General features: G+C 37.1%; 19 protein-coding genes. 3 read left to right on the top strand and 16 right to left on the bottom strand.

The window, feature by feature from the left end; translation table 11 throughout:
- The first annotated feature begins 202 nt into the window (after nt 1-202).
- Nucleotides 203-6,121: a translocation/assembly module TamB domain-containing protein gene (locus tag BC008_RS01455; RefSeq protein ID WP_027842385.1), complete on the top strand. Its 5,919-nt coding sequence runs from the start codon at nt 203-205 to the stop codon at nt 6,119-6,121.
- Nucleotides 6,122-6,205: 84 nt separating this feature from the next.
- Here BC008_RS01455 and sodX read toward each other — a convergent pair whose 3' ends face one another.
- Both sodX and sodN read right to left on the bottom strand, forming a co-directional pair.
- Entirely contained in the window at nt 6,206-6,550 is a 345-nt protein-coding gene (gene sodX / locus BC008_RS01450) for a nickel-type superoxide dismutase maturation protease (protein WP_027842384.1), read from the bottom strand.
- Between the two features lie 85 nt (nt 6,551-6,635).
- A complete protein-coding gene (sodN, locus tag BC008_RS01445; RefSeq protein WP_027842383.1) occupies nt 6,636-7,109 on the bottom strand; it encodes a superoxide dismutase, Ni in 474 nt (157 codons plus the stop codon).
- A 318-nt stretch (nt 7,110-7,427) separates the two neighbouring features.
- Here sodN and BC008_RS01440 point away from each other — a divergent pair, with 318 nt between their 5' ends.
- Complete coding sequence (locus BC008_RS01440; protein ID WP_027842382.1) at nt 7,428-7,637, top strand: hypothetical protein; 210 nt, start codon at nt 7,428-7,430, stop codon at nt 7,635-7,637.
- A 196-nt stretch (nt 7,638-7,833) separates the two neighbouring features.
- Here the strand turns inward: BC008_RS01440 and BC008_RS01435 are convergent, their stop codons facing one another.
- From BC008_RS01435 to BC008_RS01425, 3 genes are all read right to left on the bottom strand, one after another.
- The gene (locus tag BC008_RS01435) at nt 7,834-8,463 is read right to left on the bottom strand and encodes a helix-turn-helix transcriptional regulator (RefSeq protein WP_072207675.1); all 630 of its coding nucleotides are present in this window, start codon (nt 8,461-8,463) and stop codon (nt 7,834-7,836) included.
- Between the two features lie 808 nt (nt 8,464-9,271).
- Nucleotides 9,272-10,168 (bottom strand): SMP-30/gluconolactonase/LRE family protein, encoded by an 897-nt coding sequence (locus BC008_RS01430; RefSeq protein WP_027842380.1) that lies wholly within the window; start codon nt 10,166-10,168, stop codon nt 9,272-9,274.
- A 46-nt stretch (nt 10,169-10,214) separates the two neighbouring features.
- Entirely contained in the window at nt 10,215-10,682 is a 468-nt protein-coding gene (locus BC008_RS01425) for a cupin domain-containing protein (RefSeq protein ID WP_027842379.1), read from the bottom strand.
- Between the two features lie 368 nt (nt 10,683-11,050).
- Here BC008_RS01425 and BC008_RS49230 point away from each other — a divergent pair, with 368 nt between their 5' ends.
- Nucleotides 11,051-11,248, top strand: coding sequence for a hypothetical protein (locus tag BC008_RS49230; RefSeq protein WP_161938064.1), 198 nt, complete (start codon nt 11,051-11,053; stop codon nt 11,246-11,248).
- 25 nt (nt 11,249-11,273) lie between these two features.
- Here BC008_RS49230 and BC008_RS01420 read toward each other — a convergent pair whose 3' ends face one another.
- The 11 genes from BC008_RS01420 to BC008_RS01375 all read right to left on the bottom strand — a co-directional run bounded on the left by BC008_RS01420 (nt 11,274) and on the right by BC008_RS01375 (nt 24,933).
- Nucleotides 11,274-13,943, bottom strand: coding sequence for an MGH1-like glycoside hydrolase domain-containing protein (locus tag BC008_RS01420; RefSeq protein WP_027843473.1), 2,670 nt, complete (start codon nt 13,941-13,943; stop codon nt 11,274-11,276).
- A 169-nt stretch (nt 13,944-14,112) separates the two neighbouring features.
- Entirely contained in the window at nt 14,113-15,762 is a 1,650-nt protein-coding gene (locus BC008_RS01415) for an FAD-dependent oxidoreductase (RefSeq protein ID WP_036265538.1), read from the bottom strand.
- 135 nt (nt 15,763-15,897) lie between these two features.
- Nucleotides 15,898-16,251 carry a nuclear transport factor 2 family protein gene (locus tag BC008_RS01410; RefSeq protein ID WP_082650458.1) on the bottom strand — a complete coding sequence of 118 codons (354 nt, stop codon included), beginning with the start codon at nt 16,249-16,251 and terminating at the stop codon, nt 15,898-15,900.
- A gap of 26 nt (nt 16,252-16,277) precedes the next feature.
- Nucleotides 16,278-16,421, bottom strand: coding sequence for an SDR family oxidoreductase (locus BC008_RS51090; RefSeq protein WP_072207674.1), 144 nt, complete (start codon nt 16,419-16,421; stop codon nt 16,278-16,280).
- A 71-nt stretch (nt 16,422-16,492) separates the two neighbouring features.
- Nucleotides 16,493-18,685: a peptidase domain-containing ABC transporter gene (locus BC008_RS01405; protein ID WP_027843475.1), complete on the bottom strand. Its 2,193-nt coding sequence runs from the start codon at nt 18,683-18,685 to the stop codon at nt 16,493-16,495.
- A 307-nt stretch (nt 18,686-18,992) separates the two neighbouring features.
- Entirely contained in the window at nt 18,993-20,462 is a 1,470-nt protein-coding gene (locus BC008_RS01400) for an HlyD family secretion protein (protein ID WP_058182985.1), read from the bottom strand.
- Nucleotides 20,463-20,525: 63 nt separating this feature from the next.
- Complete coding sequence (locus BC008_RS01395) at nt 20,526-22,451, bottom strand: hypothetical protein (protein WP_027843477.1); 1,926 nt, start codon at nt 22,449-22,451, stop codon at nt 20,526-20,528.
- Between the two features lie 319 nt (nt 22,452-22,770).
- A complete protein-coding gene (locus tag BC008_RS01390) occupies nt 22,771-23,049 on the bottom strand; it encodes a hypothetical protein (RefSeq protein WP_058182984.1) in 279 nt (92 codons plus the stop codon).
- 413 nt (nt 23,050-23,462) lie between these two features.
- Entirely contained in the window at nt 23,463-23,729 is a 267-nt protein-coding gene (locus BC008_RS01385) for a CTB family bacteriocin (protein ID WP_036265540.1), read from the bottom strand.
- 418 nt (nt 23,730-24,147) lie between these two features.
- Nucleotides 24,148-24,402, bottom strand: coding sequence for a hypothetical protein (locus BC008_RS01380; RefSeq protein ID WP_027843478.1), 255 nt, complete (start codon nt 24,400-24,402; stop codon nt 24,148-24,150).
- A gap of 276 nt (nt 24,403-24,678) precedes the next feature.
- The gene (locus BC008_RS01375) at nt 24,679-24,933 is read right to left on the bottom strand and encodes a CTB family bacteriocin (RefSeq protein ID WP_027843479.1); all 255 of its coding nucleotides are present in this window, start codon (nt 24,931-24,933) and stop codon (nt 24,679-24,681) included.
- Nucleotides 24,934-25,202 lie beyond the last annotated feature (269 nt).

Raw genomic sequence — 25,202 nt, 5'->3', positions numbered from 1 at the left:
TATTAAAACTTCAAAATGATGAAGAGATATCTTTATTCTCTGGGGTTTTTCCCCCAATATTCCCACGCTACTGAATGAATCACCTGTTTCGAGTCATAATCTGAGCTAAGGTGTGTATGCTGGATTGGAAATAAAAGTTGTTGCATAAAGATTATTTTTTATTACGCGTTCCTGAAATTGGGCTAGTAAACGGTAAAACCACATGACTATTTCTCTCAATAACAAATCGACTCGGTTATTGTTTATCAGTCGCACAGGTATGGCCGTTGGTGGAATTTTAGCTGTGACAATGGCTAGTGGGCTTTGGCGATTGCGAAATTTTGTTGAGAAGGAACTAGCGCCATTAGCGGAAGAAAGCTTAACTAATATTCTCAAACGTCCAATCGAGTTGGGAGATGTTCAAGATTTTTCCCTTATAGGAGTACAATTTGGGGCTTCGATGATTCCACAGACTGCAACTGACTCTGACCGAGTAATTGCTGAAGCTGTAGAAGTTGGATTTGACCCTTTACAGTTGCTATTTCATCGCAAATTAAAGCTCGATGTAACATTAGTAAACCCTGATGTTTATATTGAACAAGACGAAAAAGGTGCCTGGGTTGACATAAGTATAAATAATACGGGTCAGGAAGGATTTATTAAAACTGATTTAGATAAGATACGATTGCACAATGCCAATCTAGTTTTGGTACCTTATCGTTCCCAAGAAGGAAAAGTCAGGAATTTTCCTGTGCCCAAATCCCAAGGTGCAACTGGTTTAAATGGGAATAAATCTGCAATATCCTTGAAACTTGATGGAGTTCACGGTATAGCCCAGTTATCAGATGACTACCAGTTAGTTAAGTTTCGTGTTAAAGGTAATCCGATTTTAGGGGGAAGCGTAGCTTTAGAAGGGGAAGCCCGCCCTCAAACTTTAGCATTTAATTTTAATCTTAAAGCAAGAGAAATATTTGCGTCAGATATTACACGCTTAATACCTTTACCAGTTAATTTTCAAGCTGGTCGTGCTCGGGGGGATTTAAATATTCAGTGGTCTCCGGGAAAGCAGGCGTTGTTGTCTGGTCGTGCAGATTTTGAAGACCTTAATTTAAAAGTACCCCAAGCCCCTAAAGCTTTTGTTAAGTCCCATGGACGCGTACATTTTGATGGATTGAAAATGACACTCCGGGATGTGGCAACGAATTATGGCAAACTTCCTTTGCTGGGTCAAGGAACCATTCATACTGTTAATGGTTACGATCTGAAGGCAAAAGTCAATGGGGTTGATTGTAAAATAGCTCAAAAAACTCTTGGTTTCACTTTACCGATTGATACAACTGGTTTATTAAAAGCAGACTTAAAATTAACAGGCAAATTATATAATCCATTATTATTAGGCAATGTTCGCAGTATTGAAGCGGCAAAAATTGATAAAGTAAATTTAAAAAGTGCCAGCGGACAATTTTCTTTTACTCCCGCATCTGGTTTAGTTAAACTCACCAATCTTCGAGGTGAAGCGGTGCTTGGTGGACAGGCGATCGGGGGAGGGATAATTCAACTGGGCGAACAACCAGAAGTTAAGTTAAATTTTCAAGCCAAGAACTTTTCTGGGGATGCGATCGCTAAACTCTATCAGACAATCCCACCAATAAGAATTGGTAATGTTGGAGCGCAAGTTAGCATTAATGGAACCCCCAGTAGTGCTCAGACAACGGTACAATTTCGAGCACCCCAGGCTACTTATCCGATGCACGGTGAGGTGGTTGTTGCCCCGGACAAAAGTGTATCTTTTAGAGATGTGAAGCTAGCTGTAGCTGGTGGTAGGGTTAACGTTCGGGGTAATTGGGATGAAAAAGTTTGGAAGGCGATCGCTGATGCTGATGGGGTACGGGTAGAACGTTTTGCAAACCCAGAATTATTAGAAAATATATCATTGGGCGATGCGACACTTAAGGGTCGTTTAATTATTAGTGGTAAATCTAATTCTTTTGGGGTTGCAACCATCCGTTCGCAAAATGCACGGATATCTTTGGCTGGGGGAACGGTAGCGATTTCAGAAGTCGAATTAAACGAGCAAGAGTTTAATGCCAAATTAGTTGCGAATGAGGTACAGCTAGCGCGGTTATTGGAACAAGTTTCTCCGTTTGACCCCCTTGATGCTTCCTTGGATGGTTCTTTACAAATTTCTGGTTCGCGTCAAGAGACAAATGTAAAAAATTTACGGGTTCGAGGTGAGGGTAAGTTAAATCTTGCTGGGGGTACTGTCAATGCTAAGAATATCGAACTAGATAATGGTTCTTATCGGGCAAAATTATTTGCGAATAATATTCAATTACAACAATTAGTTCCCCAATTGTCAGGACAGTTGCAGGGATTTGTCAAGGGCGAGTTTGATGTTACTGGTTCCGCAGAGTCTTTTAGCCCGAGTAGTATTAAAGCGAATGGAAACGCACAGTTAAGTCTTCCCGGTGGTGCGATCTATGCAAAAGAGATCCAAGTCGCCAATGGTCAATATCAGACAAAATTACAAGCAAATAAAATACCTTTAGAAAAATTAGCTCCCCAGTTACCCAAACATTTTCAGGGACAATTAACCGGTGAGTTTAATCTTGCTGGTTCTTTAACATCTTTGCAAACACAAGGGATTCACGGTCAAGGAGAAGCTCGTTTAGATGTTGGTAGCGGTACATTAACAGCATCTGATATAAAGGTAGTCGGAGATCGCTATCGTACTCAGATTACTGCTCGGAATTTACCCTTGCAATCCTTAGCTCCAGTTCCATCACAAGTCCAGGGAGGTTTAAACGGTGAATTAAAAGTTACAGGTTCTTTAGAGTCTCTACAACCAGAAGATATCCACAAACATGTTGAAGCTGTCGGTGAAGCAAAGTTGAATCTTGCTGGCGGTGAAGCGAGCATAGATAATATTCAGATCGCAAAAGGTAACTATCAAGCATTTGTAGATGCAAGTGGGGTGCAGTTAAATCAACTTCACCCAGATTTACAAGGACAATTGCAAGGTAATTTACAACTAACTGGTAAGTTGTCTCAGCTAAATTTGGCAGGAGCACAAGCAGCAGGTAAAGTAGAATTATCCCAAGGAATTCCAGGTATCGAGCGACCTCTGCAGACAACATTTGCTTGGGACGGTCAAAAGTTAAATATCAAACAAGCCGAGGCTCCCGGTTTTAGTGCTAAGGGATATATATCGGCGAATGCAGAGACAGGCGGAATGCCAGAAATTACGAATTTAAATCTTGATATTACTGCAAAAGATTATGATTTAAATTCCTTGCCTTTAAATCTGCCCAAAGTAGTTCGAGTTGCAGGTAAAGCTGATTTCCAGGGTAAAGTAACAGGAAAGTTACCTGTCCCCAATGTTCGAGGTCAAGTAAGCGTTAAAGATTTACGAGTAAACCAATTAGATTTTGAACCTTTATTACATGGAAGTATTCAAGCCGCATCTGGGGGTGGCTTAAATTTAAATGTAGCGGGTCAAAATGACCGTATTGCCTTTGATTTGGATCGAAATCAGCAACCGCGCTCCTTTTCAATGCGTCACAACCAAGCCTTTGCATCTGGAAAATTACGTGGAAACAATTTAGCAATCAAGACAGAAAAAATCCCTTTAAAACTTTTTAATTTAAATTTACCACCGACCAGTATGGTTGGACCTGGAAGTGTTGCTGGTTCCTTAAGTGGAAATTTTCAGGTTAACAAAAAAACTTTTGCAACCACAGGTGATTTGACAATCGACCGGCCACAAATTGGTAGAATTGAGGGCGATCGCCTTTTAGCAAAGTTTAACTTAGATCGAAATAAAATAACCTTAAAAAACAGCAGTTTTATAAAAAATAAGAGTAAATATGAAGCTGTCGGTACCATCATTCAAGGAAACCAAGGACCACGGCTACAAGGTGAGATTAATGTCAATCAAGGAAAAGCTCAAGATGTTTTAGCAGCTTTTCAGTTATTTGAGCTAGAAGATTTTCAACGTGGTTTTAATCGACCTACTTACGGTAAAGCTGCTGAGCTTGGTGAAACTCAAGTTGTAGGTTTAGCAAATCAATCCTTATACACGCAACTACAACGATTTTCCGAAGTTAAAGAACGCTTAAACCGACAGAAACAACAGGAACGGGATGCTTCTCCCTTACCAAAAATTGCAGATTTAAAGGGAACTTTTGATACGAAGATAAAAATTGATACTCTTACAACTAAAGAGCCAAAAGTTGAATTCAATTTTCAAGGTCAGGATTTTGCTTGGGGTAAGAAAAACCAACCAGGTCGCTTTTACAATTTTGAACAGATTATTGCTCAAGGTAAACTTGACCGGGGAATTTTACAACTACGACCATTACGGGTTGAATCGAAAAACCAATTAGTAGCTTTTACCGGTAACATTGGCGGTACCGAACAGTTTGGTCAATTGAAGGTAAATAATTTCCCCTTGCAGATGCTGAATAACTTTGTGGAATTACCAATTAGTTTAAATGGTAATATCAACGCCACAGCAGCATTAAGTGGTAGCGTAGAAAATCCCCAAGCCCGTGGAGAATTGGAAATTACCGATGGTTATCTCAATCAGCAAGGATTACATTCAGCTAGTGCTAGTTTTAGTTATTCTAACGGACGTTTGAATTTTGGTAGCGACGTTGCAATTACCAGTGAAGAACCGGTGCGGATTAAAGGTAGCGTCCCTTATCAACTACACGAGAGTACCTTTGCTTCCGAGAACAAAAACATCCAACTGGATTTGCAGGTAAAAGACCGGGGATTAGCTTTATTAAATTTATTTACCGACCGATTAACTTTTGAGGAAGGTAAAGGAAAAATTGATGTTTCTGTACGTGGAACTTTAGAAAAGCCAGAAGCAATTGGTTTAGCAAAAATTGAAAATGCAACTTTTTCTGCTCAAGCTTTACCAGAAAAAATTACGGGAGTAACGGGAAATATTGATTTTGATTTTGACCGCGTTATTGTCAATAATCTCCAGGGTCAATTTAGTAAAGGAAAAATTGCTGCGGTAGGAGTAATTCCCATATTTAATGATTTGCAAACTCAAATAGAAAACCCTCTCAAAATTGACCTAGAAAAATTAACTTTAAATATGAAAGGTCTTTACGAAGGAGGTGTGAGTGGCGGTTTAGAAATAACAGGTTCAATCTTTGACCCGAAGGTGGGAGGAAAAGTAGAACTAAGTAATGGAAAAGTATTACTTGCTGAATCTAGCGAAGCGGTTAACTCTGTTAACGATAGTTTTGTTTTTTCAACTTTAAAATCAAATAAACCAGATGAAATAGTAAACGGAGAATCAGTCACCAGGTTTAACAATTTGCAACTAACTTTGGGTAAAAACCTTGAAATCGCTCGTCCGCCAATTTTAAACTTTAAAGCCACTGGGGAATTAAACCTTACTGGTTCCTTAGAAAAACCCATACCTGAAGGAAAAATTAGTTTAAAGAAAGGTAACGTTAATCTGTTTACCACCCAATTTAAATTGGCTCGCGGTGAAAAGAATACAGCAACTTTCAGAAAAAACCGACCAAACGACCCCGATTTAGATATTCATTTGTTTGCGAAGGTTTTGGATACAATTCAAACTACTAAATTGAGCAGGGAAAATATTACAGGTTTGTCAGCGTTGGAAAGCGTGCGTGTAGAAGCGAATATTGAAGGACCAGCAAGTAAACTCAAAGAAAATTTAGAATTAACCAGCAGTCCTGCTCGTAGCAAAACAGAGATAGTATCTTTGCTTGGTGGCGGGTTTGTCAATACTCAGGGACGGGGTGAAAGTACCTTGGGTTTAATTAATATCGCCGGTTCAGCAGTATTCAATAATCTGCAATCAACATTCAATGAAATTGGTACCGCTTTTGGTTTGAGTGAATTTCGGGTATTTCCCACTATTATTTCTGAAGACCGCGAAGCAGGAAGAAACTACTCTAGTTTAGAAATTGCTGCGGAAGCTGGAATTGATATAACTAAAAAAATCTCCGTTTCCGGAATCAAAATCTTAACCGATGATGACCCGTTCCAATGGGGAGTTAACTATCGAGTCAACGATCGAGTTCGTTTGCGTGGGTCTACCAATTTATTTGATGATACGCGGGTTTTCGTGGAATATCAAAGACGCTTTTGAGTGGGAGGGGATTGGGGATTGGCGACTAGGGACTGGCGACTGGGGATTGGCGATTGGGGACGCAGTGCTATCACAAATCCCCTGCTAAGGAAACTTACAGGTTACGCGACCGATAATTTTGCTTAAGGGTATAAAACCATAAGAGCGGCTATCGGTACTTGCATTGGGGTTGTCGCCTTCGAGAAAGCAAGAACCATCTTCAAGTACCAAAGCCACTCGCTTCACTATTTGCTTTCCTTGGTACGGATGTTGTGCAACAACAACATCACCAATAAGAGGAAATGAATGTCGATAAGCTTTGGGATCGAATAAAATTTCTTCTCCGGGTTGGAGTAGAGGAATCATGGAGGGACCAGTTACTCGTAGTCGCTTTCGCTTTCCCAGTATTAGCAGTAATAATTTGTTTGCAACTGCTAATTCCTCTTTCATCCCCTATTTACACCAATAAAATAGCTTAATCGAAACAATAATTTACTATATTAGCCTCAAACTACTAGATTTTCTTAACTGTGCTCTAGCTAGCTTTGTACCAAGCAACGTTACGGTCTTTGGTAGCCCAGAACATATTGTGGATTTTTTCAACAGCAGCCATGAGTTCTTCTGCATGTTGTTGACTTACTTCTACTTTACAAGCAGAGCAAAGTTTTGCAGCTTTCCAGAAAGTATCGTGTAGGTCGGGGTATTTTTCTAAATGTACTGGTTTGAAATAATCAGTCCACAAAATTAGTAAATCATCTTTGGTTTTTTGAGCTTGTTCTTCCTTAATTGCAATGTAGCGAGACAAAGTATTGTTGTAAGCAACCATTGCTGCGGTATCGCCGCTTGCAGGAACTTCCAGAGCTAAAATTTTTTTAGTCATTGAGAGGACTGCTTCAGCTGTAATTCTTGCAGAAGCAGGATCGTAAACACCGCAGGGACCATCACAGTGAGCGTGTACTTCTTGTGCGGGGAACCAATCTTTTAATCTGGTAGCAATTTTCTTGAACATGGTATTTACGGATTTGTTTATCTTTGAAGATGCATAGAACGGTTGGTGCAGGGTTGATGGAGCTTTGGGCTTACCGTAACTCAGTATCCCCCCTCACCCCATATAGCTTAGTGTGATTCGGGTTGCCTAGCAACCCAGCCTAAGGCTAAATAAATTCCAGAGACTAAGGATAGATAGTACCAGCGATCGACAAAAAGTTCGATGTTAATAACTAAATTTAATTAGCGATCGGTTAGCCCTCTTTTATTGTTAATCGTATTTCTATTTAATAGTGATATGAGAACAGTCTAGATGTTAATACTTTGTTAAATAAAAAAGATGGATAGCAAAGAACTAGCCCAATTCATAGAAGAAACTAATGGTATATCTAAACCTTGGCTGTTAGTACAACTCAGACTTAAAAAATTACAGGAACGTCGAGCTACACTTTCTGAGGATGAATATTTACAGCAACTTGAAGAAATTTACCAAGATTTAATGAATTTAGGTGAATGGTGGCGTGGAATTGAAAATGAGGTTTTTTATTAGTTTATGACTAGCGCTATCCTTACTTAAGATTATTTGCGAATCTGACACTATCTCAAGGTAGAAATTATAAACTCATTCACAAGTTAATCTTCACAATTTCTATCCTTGAGATGGTGCATAGTTACACGTGTTTCTGATATAGAACTTCTGAAAGGAGTAAATACAGTTTTACAAAATCCCAAAAAAATATAACCTTTTAGAAAAAATGCCGTTCGTGGATGCTATTGAACAAATGTTGTCGTTTAGCATGAATATTTTTCATATGTTTTTTAACAGTGTTTATAGTTATGTAAAGTTGCTCGGCAATTTCCTTATAAGTGTAATTAGCTCGATGTAATAACCAAATTTCCCCTTCTCGTTGAGTTAAATCATATTGTTTTACTTCTGCAAGGGCTGCATTTTTTAAGGATTCATATCTATTTTCAATTGTAACTAATAAGCATGAATTATTAAATTTATCTAAATTGAGCCATCTGACTCTGATGCGTAATATTGTTGATTTATCAATGTTGATCTCATCTGAGAGAATAAGATTTTTATCGGGAAACAAACTGTGACTTTCAATTAAAGATTCGCAAAGATACCAGATATTGGGTGGAATTAAGTTTTTGCTGTTTAAAAATTGATTTAACTGATAGCAAATATGATCTGCATCTTTGTTGGCATAAAGTATACTACCAGTTTTGCTCAAAATTAATATCCCATCTGCCAAATTTTCAATTATCTTTTGTAAAAAATCTGTCTCTAGATAATTCACACTGTCAATTTTGACTGAAGAATAATTTTCTTTTGTTATGTCTTTTGATATCTTTGAGACATTAATCATATCATTCACCATAAAATTAATACTGTGTGGGCAGCGAAAAAATCAAAGAGATACACACTAATGCCATTAATAGATACCTGGTAACTGATATGCACTTTCATGAAAATATTACTTATTTCAATGAAGAGTAATAGTCCAAAAAATATTACGTTTAATCCTCTGAAATCCTCTGATTAAGTTGTATTTTAAGGTCGTTTAGTTCGCAGTTAATCATTAAGTATTAAAGTTTCAGAGGTCATAAATTTTGATTAGGCAATACCAATTAGCTTGTATAACTGAATATTAAAATTGATTTCCAACCAGTTGAAAAGTGATAGGTAATGCAAAATTGCGTTTATCTAGAAATATAGACCAAAAGGTAGAGGTAATTATTTTTCTGAATTTGCTTTTTTTTTCTAAGTTTGCATTATTCTTTTACAACAAATTTATCTACAGGTTGTTCTTTCCCTATTTCGGATAAAAACTATTTTTTTTACTGTTAGTAATTTATCGCTAATGTAATATTTAAATAATGTTGATATAAATATTATTTTTGTGAATTCAACTGTGATTTAGATCGCAATTATCAGAGGATTTCAGTCACTTATTTCGTTGTGATGTTAATAAATTAAATAGATTTAGTAATCCCAAATTATTTATGATGAGCAATATTGTAAAAACTTTGCAGATGCTAACGCTGATGTCACAAGCTCTGTAAGGTCTTTACAGGATTTATCTGCTCACAAATCAAATATGATTTCTATTGATATATAAGTAGATCGATAAAAACAAAGACTTGCGGGAAAGTTAAACTCGTATGCAGTCACTATTACTTATTCTTTTTTAAATTGATCGCATACAGAGAACTTCCTGCAGTAATAAAAAGCCTTTTACCATCCCTACCACCGAAGGTAAGATTAGCACAAACTTCTGGTACAAAAATCTTACCTAAACAAGTACGATCAGGAGCATATACTTGTATACTATCGGCAGAACTGGTAAAAATATTACCAAAATTATCCACCTTCAATCCATCGGGTTGTCCGGGTTTGATAACAGCAAATACCCGACTATTTTTTACCTGCTTTTCATTTACTAAGTCGTAAGCACGAATGTAATGATGACCTTGGGGATAATTAACTTCAGAAGTATCCGAAACATATAAAATACTTTCATCTGGACTAAAAGCAAGTCCGTTAGGTCGTTCCATTTCTTTGATAACTGCGTCTATCTCTCTCGTTTTGGGGTTAAAACGATAGATAAAACTACCCGCTTGTTCCTGTTGTCCACCATATCCTTCGCCAGGTTGAGTAAGTCCAAAAGGTGGGTCGGTAAACCAGATTGTACCGTCGCTTTTCACAACTAAATCGTTAGGACTATTTAAACGATAATTTTGATAGCGGTCTACTAATACAACCCATTCACCATTTTTTTCTCTTCTGATAATTGCTCTTTGACCGTGGGAACATGCAACCAAACGTCCTTCTAAGTCGCGATAATTACCATTTTGATAGTGAGATGGCTCGCGAATTATACTAACTCCATCTTCGGCACTCCAGTGAAACAAGCGATTACCAGTAACATCGCTCCAAATAACGCTATCATCTTCAGGAAAATAAACGGGTCCTTCGCTATGTTTTGCACCGTCAGCAATTTTCTCTAGTTTCGCGTCAACCGAGATTAAAGAATGCATGCGTTGGTCATAGACTGCAATTACCTGTGCCATAGTAAACACGTACGATTATTTTTCATGAGGGGTCATATAGTTCAAGCTAGGAAAAATCTCCTGGTCGCAATTCCACGTAGCGACCGCCCTCTAACTGGATAATCATCAGTTTTGCCGGCTCATCTCCCACGGTACCAGAAAGATGTCCTTGATTTCCTTCGGCGTTGGGTTGAGTATTTTGATCTCCACCAAAAGAAATCTCACCCGCACCCATCTCTACCCGTATACCATCCATTGTTTCTACAAACCATTTACCTGATAGGGGTATAATCCATTGGGGTTGAGGATTTTCATGCCATTCTCCCACCCATCCTACCGGCAATTCGGCAAAAACAATTTTAGATTCAGAAGTAAGTAAACGGTTATTCCACTGGGGTGCAGCATCCCCTCCCATGCTTTCTTTTTCAAAATTAGTTAATTCGCACCGAGTTTGGTGACTGACACCATCATCATCTGTCCAAACGTGCCAATAAATAAACTTTGGCGGGTTAGATTCTTCTTTAGTATCGCTCATTATTTTCTTTGCCTAATTAGCAAAAAGGTAGAGTTTATTTTATTACTGGATGTTTGCTGCTCAGTACTTGCTACTTGAGGCTAGCTTTGTGGAGGTTACCCAGAGGGTTGTCTCTATATTGGTTTTTATCAATTACTTAGGATTTGCTAACTCTAACAAAGGTATTAGTTTTGGAATAACAAAGGTAATAGTTTTGGAATAATCTCTTTGTCTCCATCAAGGAATAGAGTATTGGAAGTGGAGCCTAGGATGCTGTTATCTTAATGCTAATAACCAAACTGAAGTATCAATGAGTGGAAAAACCGAAAACTCTTTCTCCCCCTGCACCCTCTCTCATACTACGTCCGGGTTAATTACCCCTTTTGAGAATGAGAGAGGGAAGTATGGGAGGTGTGGGAAGTGTGGGGGGAAATCCCAAAGAATATAAAGGGGTTTTAAAAATCGGATTTGGTACCAGTGCGCATTCCCATCTTGCGGGGTGGCTGCACCGCAGGCGAATGGCGACTTGCGTCATCGCTGGGTCACACTGCTACTCCCTTCCCCCCTGCACATTTAATGAAGAGTAATTAAGCGGATACAGTGTGACTTATTTTACAGCTTACTCTCCGCACATAACTGAATCAAGTAAGCCACAACCCCCGTCCAACCTGTTTGATGGGATGCACCCAAACCCGCACCGTTATCGCCGTGAAAATATTCGTGGAAGTAAATATAGTCGCGCCAGTGCGGATCGTTTTGAAATTTCTCTGTACCACCAAATACGGGACGCTTACCCGCATCATCTCTTAAAAAGATATTGGTCATCCGCCCAGAAAGTTCGACAATGATTTTGTCGAGATTTTCGTAATTACCCGAACCTGTAGGAAATTCAACTTTAAAATCATCTCCTAGATATTCGTGGAAGTTTTGCAAAGCTTCCAATAACAGATAATTAATGGGAAACCAAACCGGACCGCGCCAGTTTGAGTTACCACCAAACATTCCTGAAGTGGATTCGGCTGGTTGATATTCTACTCGATACTCATTACCGTTGACGTGCATAACAAAAGGATTATGCTCGTGATATTTAGAAACCGAACGGATACCATAGGGACTCAAAAACTCGGCTTCATCAAACATATAGGAAAGAAGACGTTGTAATTTATTAGGTTTGCCGTCATTTCTGGGTGTGGCATAACATAAAGCTAATAATCTTTTTGCACCCATTCCCTCTGTAACCATACAGGCGACATTCTTTTTAAGATCGGGACGATTATCAATAAACCATTCCAAGCGTTTTTTAAATCCTGGTAAGTTTTTAATGGTTTCTGGTTTGATAACGTTAACTCCCAACAGAGGAATTAAACCAACTAGCGATCGCACTTTTAATAAATGTCGCTCGCCGTCGGGGAAGTTAATTGCATCGTAATAAAAACCATCTTCTTCATCCCAAAGAGCAAAACCATCGCCAATATGATTCATCGCATCAGCGATATACAGAAAATGTTCGAAGAATTTACTTGCAACATCTTCATAAGGGGGACGTTCCTGTGCTAGTTCTAGGGCAATATGTAGCATTCCCAAACAGTACATTCCCATCCAGCTTGTAGCATCTGCCTGTTCTAGATGTCCCCCTGTAGGTAATTCCGAACTGCGATCAAACACCCCAATGTTATCTAAACCCAGAAAACCACCTTCAAAAACGTTATTCCCTTCTGCATCTTCGCGGTTAACCCACCAGGTAAAGTTTAGCAGTAACTTCTGGAAGATACGTTCTAAAAATTCTGTATCTTTGCGTCCCCAAAACTTTTGCTCTAAAGTATATATCTGCCATGCAGCCCAAGCCTCTACGGGAGGATTTACATCGCTAAACGCCCATTCGTAGGCAGGTATTTGTCCGTTGGGATGCATGTACCATTCGCGAGTTAGGCGAGATAATTGTAGTTTGGCGTAGTCGGGGTCTACTATAGCTAAAGGAATCAGATGAAAGGCTAAATCCCAAGCAGCATACCAAGGATATTCCCATTTATCCGGCATGGAAATAATATCATCATTAAATAAATGCTTCCATTCTGAATTTCTGCCATTTTTACGGGATTCTGGTGGAGGAACAGTACTGGGGTCGCCCTGTAACCAATCTTCGATTACATAATAATAAAACTGTTTGGTCCATAACATCCCTGCAAAAGCCTGTCGCTGTACTCTGCGCCGGTCTTCTGATATTTCGTGGGGATTAATCCAATGGTAGAATTCATTGGCTTCTTGTTTTCTTTGCTCAAAGATGTCCTCAAACTCAGCAAAAGGATTTTGCAAAGAATCAAAATTACATAGCCTTAATTCAATACTGCGGCTTTCTCCTGGGGGAATAGATAATTGATAATGTGCGGTAAATTTAGTACCGATGTTGTCGGGGTTGACTGCATTTTTGTCGCCCTTAACGACATAATTGTTAATTCCGTCTTTTACATAGGGTGAGACGTTTTTTTGTCCGAATAGTAATTCAGTGTTGCTTTCATTTTCAGTAAATAACAATCCATCGTGACTATTGCAATACAGCCATCTTTCTCCCAAGGTATGGTGCGATGCTTCAATAATGCTGTAGTTATCCTTCTGAGAACTAACTTTTAATTTAGGTTTTTCTGCATCTTTATACCAAGACCAAGTATTGCGAAACCATAGAGTCGGCAATATATGCAGTGGTTTCTCTTCATCGCCGCGATTATGTGCTGTAACTTTAATTAAAATATCTTCGTCAGTATTTTTAGCATATTCAATAAAAATATCAAAATAGCGATCGCGCTCGAAAATTCCCGTATCCAGTAGTTCGTATTCTGGATCGTTAAAGCCCCTGCGTTGGTTCTCTTCAACTAAATCTGCATAAGGGTATTCTCCTTGAGGATATTTATATAAATATTTCATGTAAGAATGAGTTGGAGTATTATCGAGATAAAAGTAATACTCTTTAACATCTTCCCCATGATTGCCCTGAGAACCAGTTAAACCGAACATTTTTTCTTTAATGATAGGGTCTCGCTCGTTCCAAAAAGCTAGAGCAAAGCAAAGATGCTGATGATTATCGCAGATACCTGCAATACCATCTTCTCCCCAACGGTAAGCACGAGATAAGGATTGACTGTGGGGAAAATAATCCCAAGCTGAGCCATCCTCACTGTAATCTTCTCTAACCGTTCCCCACTGTCTTTCGCTGACGTAAGGACCCCAACGGGTCCAATAAGCTTTACGTTCTCGGTTTTCTTCTAGCCTTTGGGCTTCTGCGGTCATGATTCTTGCTCCTTAAAATCAATTAAAAATTTTTTAATGTGAAGGGAACAGCAAACAAGAAATAGTGATTGCGTATAAGCATTAAGGGGAAAGCGTTTGAACGCATTCTAACGGATATGAGAGGCTTTAAACCTTCACCAAACCTCAATTAGTTTTTCTTGTGATAAATTTACTCCTTGAGTACTTTATGAACAAATTTAACCGCCATCGAACCTTCACCGACAGCAGAAGCAACCCGTTTTATTGACTCACTACGAACATCCCCTGCTGCAAATATTCCCTCACAACTAGTTTCGAGAAAAAACGGCTGACGTTCTCCCGTCCAATGGGGAGAATCTCTGACCTCTAAGCCAGTTTTAATAAATCCTTTCTCATCAGTTTCTATTTCCTTTGGCAGCCAATTTGTATGGGGTTTTGAACCGATGAAAATGAACATAGAACAAGCACCGATTTCCTGTTTATCTTGTGTTTGATTGTTAGTGATTTCGACCTTGTTTAACATTTCATCGCCTTTTACCCCCGTCACTTCAGTATTAGTTAAAATTTCTATATTTTTTATTTGTTCTACCCTTTGCAACAAATATTGAGACATTTTTTTCGCTAAATTATCACCGCGAATTAATATCAAGACTTTCTTCGCGAATCCAGATAAAAATACCGCCGCTTGTCCCGCAGAATTACCACCACCTACAATAATAACTGTAGAGTCTTGACAAAGTTGAGCTTCTACCTTTGTCGCGCTGTAATAAATTCCAGTACCTTCATAACTTTCGATTCCATCAACGGGAAGCCTGCGATAAGAAACTCCGGTTGCTATTAATACCGATTGGGTATTTACTTGCTCTCCATTATCGAGTTCAAGCGTGTAATACTCGTCTTTTTTTTCAAAACTTACCACCTCAGAAGGAACTGAAAATTGAGAGCCAAATTTCTGCGCTTGAATTTGGGCTCGACAAGCCAGTTCATTTCCCGATAAACCCATAGGAAACCCGGTATAATTCTCAATTTTAGAACTACAACCGGCTTGTCCTCCCAAAGCTTCTTTTTCTAAAATTATTGTGTCGAGTCCTTCTGAAGAGCCGTAAACTGCTGCTGCTAAACCTGCGGGTCCCGCGCCAATTACAGCTAAATCGTATACTTTATTCTCAATCGGTTTTTTCATGCCGAGATATTCAGCCATTTTCCGATTGGAAGGATTTTTGATTATCCATTCACCGCCGTATACTACCACGGGGGTTTCTTCACGTCCGACATCAAAATGGTTAAGTATTTCGGAAACTTCTTGTTCTTTTTCTAAATCAATCCAGCTAAATTCAACGTGGTTTTTGCTTAGGAAATCTCGAATGCGGAAAGTTTCGCTACAGCTAGTAGGTCCGACAACGCGTAACCCTATATAGTCCGAGTCTCTAAGGGCTTGGGCGCGAGCAATAAAAGTTTGTAAAATTAAATCGCTCAGACAGGATTTTTCGTTTAAAATCCTTCTTAATTTATCCGGTGAAATTGCATAAACTTCGCAAGCATTTTTAACAACAACATTACCGCTAGCGGGACTACCTTTAATGTTAGCTAAATCGCCAACAAATTCCCTAGCACCTAAAGTTACTATAGTTTTTTCTTCTCCACTGGAGCGGTCGATAACTTCGACTTCTCCCGATTTTATAATATAAAAATCGAATTCTTTTTCCCCTGCTTTAACCAAAGTTTCTCCATCATTGAAGCTTTGACATTCAGCAAACTTTGCTAATTCTGAGATTTTATCTTCGCTCAGTTTAGGGAAAGCTTGTGGATTATCTTTTCTATCGATTAATTGTCCTGTCATGCATATTGTCTCCTTTAATTGCTTTTATACGTCCGAGATGATATTTCGGGTAACTTTTTTCAGCCGCTCGGAATTATTGAGTAAATCTTGGTTGATGAAAGTGGACGATAATCGCATTCCTATTCTTAATTGAAATTACAGCGTCGCTCGAGCAAGTTTAAATAAATCTTGATTTCCGCTGGACCATAAAATCCGAAATTTCCAACGCTGAATTTTCCAATCGCATTGATCGCGAATTAGATGAACCGTATAATATCCTCCCATTTCAAATATAGAATCACCATCCTCGTTGGGTAGAAAATGTATTGCTCTTACGTGAGCTTGACAAGTTGCAGATTCACCTTCAACTTTGACTTGATGGTCGGTAATCAGGTGTTGGGTGGCTTCAAATCCCGATAAATCTCCTCGAGCGGTGTTAGCTATTTCTTCGGGTGACAAATTCCTGGATTTCACTCCGATGGAGGAATAATCAAATTCGGTGGGGTTAATAAATCAGCTCTTTAAAAGGTAGAATATTACTGTTCCTTATAATTCCGCAATAAACCACCGTCAATATAGAAAGTCGAACCTGTGATATATTTCGTTTCATCGAGAGAAAGAAACGCTACGATTCCAGATACATCTTCTGGTTGTCGCAGCGTCCGAAATAAATATTTTATGTAACTTTGTGCGGTTGTTCGGATTTGGCGAAAGTGGCGATAAATACATTAACGTCTGAAGTATCGCGATCCTATGATCGCGGGGAGTGGCTCAATAAACCCAAAAACTCTTGATGTTTCCCAGGAATTGAATGCAAATATTCAAGGGAACCATGTTGTTCTACTTTTCCTTTCTCTAAAAGAACTACCCAATCAGCACGATTAATTGCGCTCGGTCGATGGGTAATAATAATTGTAGTTTTACCCTGGCGGTGATAAAGAAGTTGTTTTAGTACCCTCGATTCGCTAATTGGGTCTAATCCCGAAGTTGCTTCATCTAAAATCAGGATGGGAGGATTATTAACTATTGCTCTAGCGATCGCCAGTCTTTGTCTTTGTCCTCCAGATAAATTAGCTCCAAATTCTCCTAAGGTTGTTTGATATTTATTTGGAAGTTGGCTGATAAATTCATCAGCTTCTGCAACCTGACAAGCAATCACAATTTGCTCCAAGGAAACTTGAGGATTACCCAAACGGAAGTTTTCTAGAATTGAACGACTCCAAAAATGGGGTTCTTGAGGAACTAAAACTATTTTTTGTCGCAAGCATTCCAAAGAAATATCTTGCAGGTTATACAAACCAATGCGGATGTTACCTGATTGGGGTTGATATAAACCCGTAATCAATTTAGCTAAAGTGCTTTTACCACAACCAGATTTACCAATAAATGCGATCGCCTTACCCCCGGGAAGTTTAATTGTAAAGTCGTCGAGTAAGGTTGCTCTTCCTATATGGTGAAAACAAATGCTGTTGAAGTATATATCTTTGTCGTCGGGAATTTCGACAAAGGGTTTCTTAGTATCTTCCACAGCTTCTGGAGTCGCATCTATTACCTCTAATAGGCGAGTGACGGCGGTTTTAGAACGAAAATATTCGTCTGCAAGGTTCATTATTAAACTAATAAAGGCTAAGACGTTGGCTTGCATGACATTAAAAGCCAGTAATTGTCCAATGCTTAGTTCCCGATTAATTACCAAAACGCTACCCATTACCAGTAAGGTAATCCCACCAAGTTTTGCAACAACCCTAGTGATAGTACTGTTGATAATACTGATGTGAATTGTACCAAAAGTTAAATTAGCTAGACGACCAAAACGACTCTGAAATTCTTCCCAGAATTGAGGTACAGCATTTGTTACTTTGAGAACTAATGCACCTTTGAATGTCTCTACTAAAATACCTTGGTTTTCTGCTGAAAGGACTAAAAGACTGCGAGTTTTTTGCCGTAAAGCGGGGAGCATGGGTAAGGCTGAAAGCGCCATGATGATGGAAATTAATACTGCAACCAAGGTCAATTTCCAACTGTAGAAAAGCATGAAACCCAGAGAAATCACGGTGATAAAAAATTGACTGGGTAAGCTAGCAACAACTTGGGATACTAGCTGATTAATTTCGTTAATATCTCTGAGTCGACTGACAATTTCCCCACTACGACGAGCTTCATAGTAACTTAAGGGTAAGTGTAGTAATTTGCGTCCAAATTCTAATACTAGTCCTAACTGTATTCTTTGACTGAAGTGAGCAATCATTATTGACTGTAAGAATTGCAAACACCCACTAAATAGAGTCATACCTATAACAGCGATCGCAACTACTGTTAATAGGTCAGTGTCTTGTCGTACTAAAACATCATCAGTCAAAATCTGGATTAAAACTGGACTAGCGAGGGAAAGTAAACCTAGAACCAGGTTAACTATCAAAACCTGGATTAGGAGGTTTCTGTAACGCCAAACTCGCTTAAAAAAGCGTCCGAATCCATCTTGAGAAGTATCTGAAGTTAGAGATGATTTGGAAAAATCATTACCTGGTTCCAGTAATAGAGCTATTCCATCCCAAGCTTCTTTCAGTTCCTGTCTGCTGAGATAGCGCAAACCAAATGCTGGATCTGCAATTACATAGTTTTTCCCGGATTTACCATATAAAACTACCCAATGACGTCCCTGCCAATGAATAATTGTAGGTAGAATCAGTTCTTGTAATTTATCTAAAATTGCAGGGGAAGCTTTTACCGAACGAGCGTTGAAACCAAGGGATTCCGCACCGCGTTTTAAACCCAAAAGAGTTGTACCGTACTGTCCCGTACCTACAGCTTCTCGGCTACGGTTAATACTTAAAATATATCCGTAATATTTGCATATCGAAGCTAAACAAGCAGCTCCACAGTCTTCTTCACTGTTTTGACGAATGCATTCGTAGTTAGTACGTTTTTTAAATAGAGACAACATAGTCTTTAATCTTTAATGTGTTTAAATTCTTCTGGTTATCAAGCTAATCCCAAAGGATAGAATTATAGAATTAGATTCTAATTTTTACAGTCACTTAGTCTAAATTACTAAATCAAATTGCTGATTATGAGCAAAACTTTTAGATTCTCTTATATCCTCTTAAATACCCTGTCCCCTTAGTAATTGGGGAGCTTCGATCTTATGTTCCTTCTTAAGGGGGTTAGGGGGATCCAAATTCAACAGATTTGTAAATAGCAATTTACGTGATTAATAAATTACCCATTACCCATTACCAATTACCAATTAACTAAAAACTTGATATCAGTCGTGCTTTCCTGAGAATAAACTTGAGTATTGTTTCCTCACGAGAAATGATGCTAGCTTTACCTTCCATCCCCGGAAGTAAAGTACACTGATTAACACCTTCTCCCACATGCAAAGTTTCAGGTATGATAGTAACTTCATAGGCTGCCCCAATGGATGAGTTTCCGTCGTCATTAGTGTTATTAGGTAAAGCATCCGGTGCAATACTTGCAACCTTACCTTTAAGAGTGCCAAAGTCAGGATAAGGACAAGCAGAAACCTGCATTTGTACTTTTTGTTGCGGTCTTACTTTATCAATATCTTGAGCTGCAACTTTAGCCTTGATTCTTAATGGAGCATCGCTAGGAGCTATATTTGCAATTACTTCTCCGGAACGCAACACTTGCTGTGGGTTACGCAGATTTAACTCCAGTACAGTACCAGCGACGGGAGCGCGAATGATAGTTAATGCTAGGTCTTTCTCTACTTGTTTGAGTTCCCTCATATCGCGCTGTAATTTTTTTTCTAATTCCAGACGGGATATAAATAAAGTTTGTAGTTCTTTGTTTAAAGCGGCTATAGTTGCTTCACCTTTAGCTTTAGCTTGTTGGATTCCTTGTTGGGAAATTAAGATATTTGCATTACTTGGATCGACAGCAGTTTTGGCTCTAATAACATTGGCTTGAGCAATATTTAAAGCTTCTTCTGTTTCAGCCAATAAGGTTTTGGCTGACGATTTTGCTTGTTCTAATTTTGCTTGGGCTGCTTTAACAGTTTGTTCTTTTTCTTCAAAATAATTACGTGAAATAGCTCCTTCTTTTAATATTGGTAACATCCTATCTCTTTGGGCTTTAGCTAATCTAAAAGAAGCTTTGGCTTCTTCGATAGTTGCTTGTAAAGCTTTTTCTTTTTGGAGTCTTATTAATTTCGACTGGGCAAATTTCTCACTAATTTTCGCTTGTTCTAAGTCAGCATTTGTAATATTTTTCCGGTCTTGATAGGATCGTTCATTTTTTTGCAGATCCGCATGAGCTACTGAAATATTGTGCTCCATTAAGCTTTTTTGGGCGTGCATCTGCACTCTTAATTCTCGGATCTGAGCATTCATCTGTCCTATTTGTAAACGAGATTCTTCGATGGAATCTTTTAGTTGTTCTTTGCGGATTCGCAGACGAAAATCATCAATACTAGCAATTGTTTGTCCTAATTTGACTACTTGATTTTTACTAACTTTAATTTCTTGAACTTTTCCATCAATTGCAGTTTGTACTAAGCGTAATTCTCCTGCGGGACGAATTGTAGCTAAGGTTTTGACTGCAACTCTATATTCTAGTACCGAAGAAGCTGTTACACCACAAACAAATAAAATAACTAAAAATCCTCCTCCGATGGTTAACCAAGAACTAATTCGAGGAAGAAATTCATTTTCCTGAAGCTGCGGGATTTGATTTGATGTTGGTGTGTAAGAGTCCATGAAATTTATAGTTAAAGTATTTAATCAAAATCATTTGCCAATTTAGAAACCATTGTTTTAACGTTAGAGAGATATTTTCTTTTTCGAACCAAGACTATACTTGTGAGATAAATTAGCCATGTTTGTCAGACTATTTTTATCAAAAGCTAATATACTATTGTCAAAGCTATTAGCTGTAAATAGTAAAAACATCGAAGGCATTAAATTACTACTTAAACTTGGAAGATTTTTAGAAATATTTGTAGTAATTGTTCCAGATTTAAAGGAGTTAGGAGAACTACCTATTAAATTTCGACCACTACTATACAAATCAGAATTACTATAATCAGCGGAATTAAAGCTAAACACATCACTATTTAAGAAAGCATAATCACCAATTCCTGAATTTCCAATTTCAAGTAAATTATCTTTTTCTGTCAAAGTATTGATGGAAGAATCAGATGTAAAACCTTCTAAATTTTTAAATTTATTTCCTAACGTACTTATAGAGGTCAATGCGAGGGAATCTAAGTCTATCGCTCCCAACTGGGAATTTAAATTACCTCCATTTAAAAAACTATTGATATATAAATTATTGAGATTTTTATTTCTAGCACTAAGATTAGTGAACCAATTATTACTATCATCAGTTAACTGAATTCCAGAAGGATTATCTAATGGTAATCCCCCAGAATTTAAGTAATTGAAAGCATAGAGATTGGTAAATTCAGTTAACCTTGAATTTAATCCCAAACTGGGGGATACATCTATCGATGAGCTTGCAAAAACTGAACCTGTAGAGGAACCTGAAGATAAATTTGAAAACGCAAAATCCGGTACATTTTCAGTATCAGTTGGAGTAATACCCAAAATTGAACCAATCAATTCTTCAGTGCTACCAACGTTACCAGAAAGAAAATTGAATTTTGTATTATATATTTCCCTATGATAAGCACTAGTACTAAAACCAAAACTAGCACCAAAATTATTTTCTAATAAACCTTTGAGATCTGACTGCTTTAGATTTGTAGAAATATCACTAATTCTCTCCCAAGATGCAGATAAACCTGCTTGACTACCTGCGATTCCTGAAACCGTGTTGAGGGACAACCATAAATTATCGGAAGAACCTAAAGACTCATTAACGAAAAAGCTATTACTAATATTCTGAGCACTGAAACTTGTAATACCTTGATTTTCTTTTCCGGATAGAATCAAAGGTGACGATACTTGCTTTGAGAGAAAAATACCACTTAAAGCTTCAGTATCTATATTCATAGAAAGTGCAGATGATGTAAACGCACTACCAAGGAATCCAGAAATCCTAGATACGTCCGTTTGCTGAAAATCAGCAGAATAATAAGTGAAACTTAAACCAAAATTACTAATATTTGTTTGTTTGTTCGTTAACTGAGTTCCAAATTGATTATTCCCTGGGATTAAATGTGATAAATCTAATTTTGATGATGTTTGAGGGAAGAATATACCACTAACCGCAACAGTATCTACGTCCAAAGACCAACTTGATGACCTTGCGATACTACCCGCAGACCCATAAATATTAAAGGTCTCCGTTCCTTGAATATTTGCAGAATAATGGGTGATGCTTAAAGCAAAATTGTTTATCTTGTTATTATCTAATACTTTACTTACTTCATCTTTATACTTTGTTGGAAGCGTAGCAAATATTTCAGAATGAAGCAGTGCTTCTGTGGATGAAGAGTCACCTGAAATCAAAATACTACTCGAACCAATACTTTCTGCACTTAGAGAAAATGTAGATGAACCCAATAAATTATTTAAAGAGTTCTCGATATTAAAATTTTCAACTACAGATATCTGAGTGGAGTTATATGCGCTAACGATATTAGAGTTATCTATAATATTATCTTCATTATTAGATAAATATGATTTTTTATTTCCGGTTGTAAAACCACCAGAGATTACTGACTGTTCCTGTTCAGACAGTTCTACAAATAAGCTTGATAGCGGAACATTTCTTCTGGACATCTTGACACCTCAGGTTAATAATTTAGTCAAGATTTATAAAAATTGTTTGATAATACTTATGTTGTAAGCTTAAAATTTTTCAAAAATTTGAATTCTCCAAAAATTGGAATTCTCCAAAAGTTTGAATTAATCACGCAACTTTAAAATATATAATTTTTGGTTAATCTCAAAATATTTAAAATATAATAAATGGTTTTAATGCTATAAAATAAATAGCTAAATCAAGGATGAATCTAACACAAAAAGGACAAGGAGAAAGATAATATTAGTTAAATCATCTTTCTCAAGAATCTTTCAAAGGTACTATAGATACAACTATTTAACCAATAGTTAAACGATTTATATCTGTCTCTTCAACTTTAGAATCATTTGCAGATAAATTACCATTTTCATCAGATTTAGAAAATCTATCAGAACTCTCCTCTCTTTGGTAAAAACTAGTTTGGTTAATTTCTAAACCAAATAATTTTCCGAAAGGAAATTCTACATATGAAAATCTTGGTATTTTATACAACGAGGATTTACCACCACTAATAGCTTCTTCTTGAAGACTAGATAATTCGCTTAATGATTCCAATTTATTTAAAGAATGAGACATCAAATTTACCTCACAATATGATCGGAAATCTATTAGAGCGACCAATTAATACCAAAACCTAAACTTCAGTGACATTTACTAATACATTTTCATAACTACGAAGAAGTGTATGAAAATTCCAGAGCTTTTAGCTAACAATATATTTGAATTATGTAGTCAAAAGCTCTGGAATAGCCCAGAAGAAAATAACACTGAAATTTTGTAAATAATCTAGTAATTCATACCGTATCATATGTGAATTACTATGTTGATTTTATCAAATTAATTTACATTTTTTTTAAGGTTGGGCAAAATCATGTGCATCTAAAAAGTAATTTTTATCTTGCTTGAAGTTACCCACCTTTTGAGCTTTTGGTATTGTAGCCTGATAGAATTAGTTACACATCCAGTTAGTAAAATGACTCTTATCGCTTCTAGTGTTTGAATACAATAACATTAAGTCCACTGGTATCAAGCACTTTCTTGCTTAATGCACCACTTGCAATACTACCATCCTTACCAGATGCAGATACTGTTGCTAAATCAACAGACTTGTATAAGAAATCAGTCTTGCTTATACCAATATTACCGATATGATGGCCTAACCCTAGATCGTCACCATTTCCACCAGCAACAATTTCTTCTTGGTCTTCAGATAATTGTACGAACAATTTGGTTTCTTCATTATTTGCAAAAGACATTTTTCTGCCTCACATTAACTTAGGATACTTCAGAAAGGTGAACTTAAGATTTATAATTTTTTTCTTAGCTCTTGACCTTTTCTATATTTGTATTTTTGCAATTTATCTTCTATTTGTCAGTCGGAAAAAATCGGTAATTTCGTCTGAATATTAGTCGGATTAGGTAGGATGATTTTGTTAATTAATACTTTAATAAAAACTATATTTTTCTACTATCAAATATTCTATAAATATTTAGCATATTATATACATATATTGTAATTAAGCGAGTTGATATAACTAATTAACACGCTCGCTACACAAAATTTCTATTGTGTAACGAGCGTGCTATTATCCTAGAATTTTTCCTACAGATTTATGTGATTTTCTGTTATAGAAAAATTCATACTTGCTAAATATTTACTTTTACACACTAAATCTAATCTTCCAAAAAAACCGAAAGACTACCCATTGGCTGAGAATTAGAGATTAACTTTCGTTCTGAATCTTCTTCCAGGAATTCAGCAGTAGTTAGTCCAATATCTTTACCTAAAATCTTAGCAGATTCGGGAGTCGTAAGACTCTTAAAGTCATTAACATTGACTGCTGAATTAGATTCACCACCTGCAATTATTTCTTGTTGCTCGTCAGATAAATCTGCAAGCCATTTACTTTCTTGAATTCTGAACAACATAATATAAACCTCCTACAAAATATTCAAAAAAAAGAGGCACTATTTATGTGCACTTATAAAACTAATGTCTATATTGCTTGAAAATGCCAATCTTTATGCCAATTTTTTTGAACTATCCATATCGTAAGTAACATTAAATTAATCAAATATAGGAATCTGCTTTAATTTATGTAAGAATTTTTAGACTGTAGCTTTTCCTTCAAAGCTGATCAGTATTGCAGTATATTCCCATAACTTCAATAGATTCCCATACTTGCTTGTGAAATTGATTATTTTCTAGCCAACAGCAATAGCATTAATACCACTCGTCTCGATCAATTCTTTAATATAGGAACCACCAGCAATGCTACCTTCAGGACCAGATGCTGAAAATGTATGCAGAACCGAAGCCTTTTCTAGAAAGTCAGTTTTACTAATCCCAAAATCACCTTCAAATTTTTTAGGAAATGAAGAACCTCCAGATACAATCTCTTCTTGTTCCTCAGATAATTGTACGAACAACTTGTTTATCTTACTCTTTATAAAAGACATATTTTGTCTCCTATTCAACCAATAATATAGTTCAGTTAGCAAAGAAAAGTTAGTCCAAATATACTTAAGGACGACAACAAAATTAATCAAAACTGACATTTATTTTGTCTACCAAAAGATATGTACTAACAGATAAAATAAAAACCGATAATTCACTTACTCAAATAGCATCTAAACCTTATCCAAACCTAAACTCAACGCTACATTCCTTAAAGAATTTTTTAGTAGCTAGCGAACTAAAAGTAGAAGCAAGTCAAAACTAAAGCTCC

It is taken from the genome of Mastigocoleus testarum BC008, assembly GCF_001456025.1.
Taxonomy (GTDB): domain Bacteria; phylum Cyanobacteriota; class Cyanobacteriia; order Cyanobacteriales; family Nostocaceae; genus Mastigocoleus; species Mastigocoleus testarum.
Note: the sequence above shows the minus strand (reverse complement) of the source record. Positions and strands in the feature narration are given on the sequence as shown.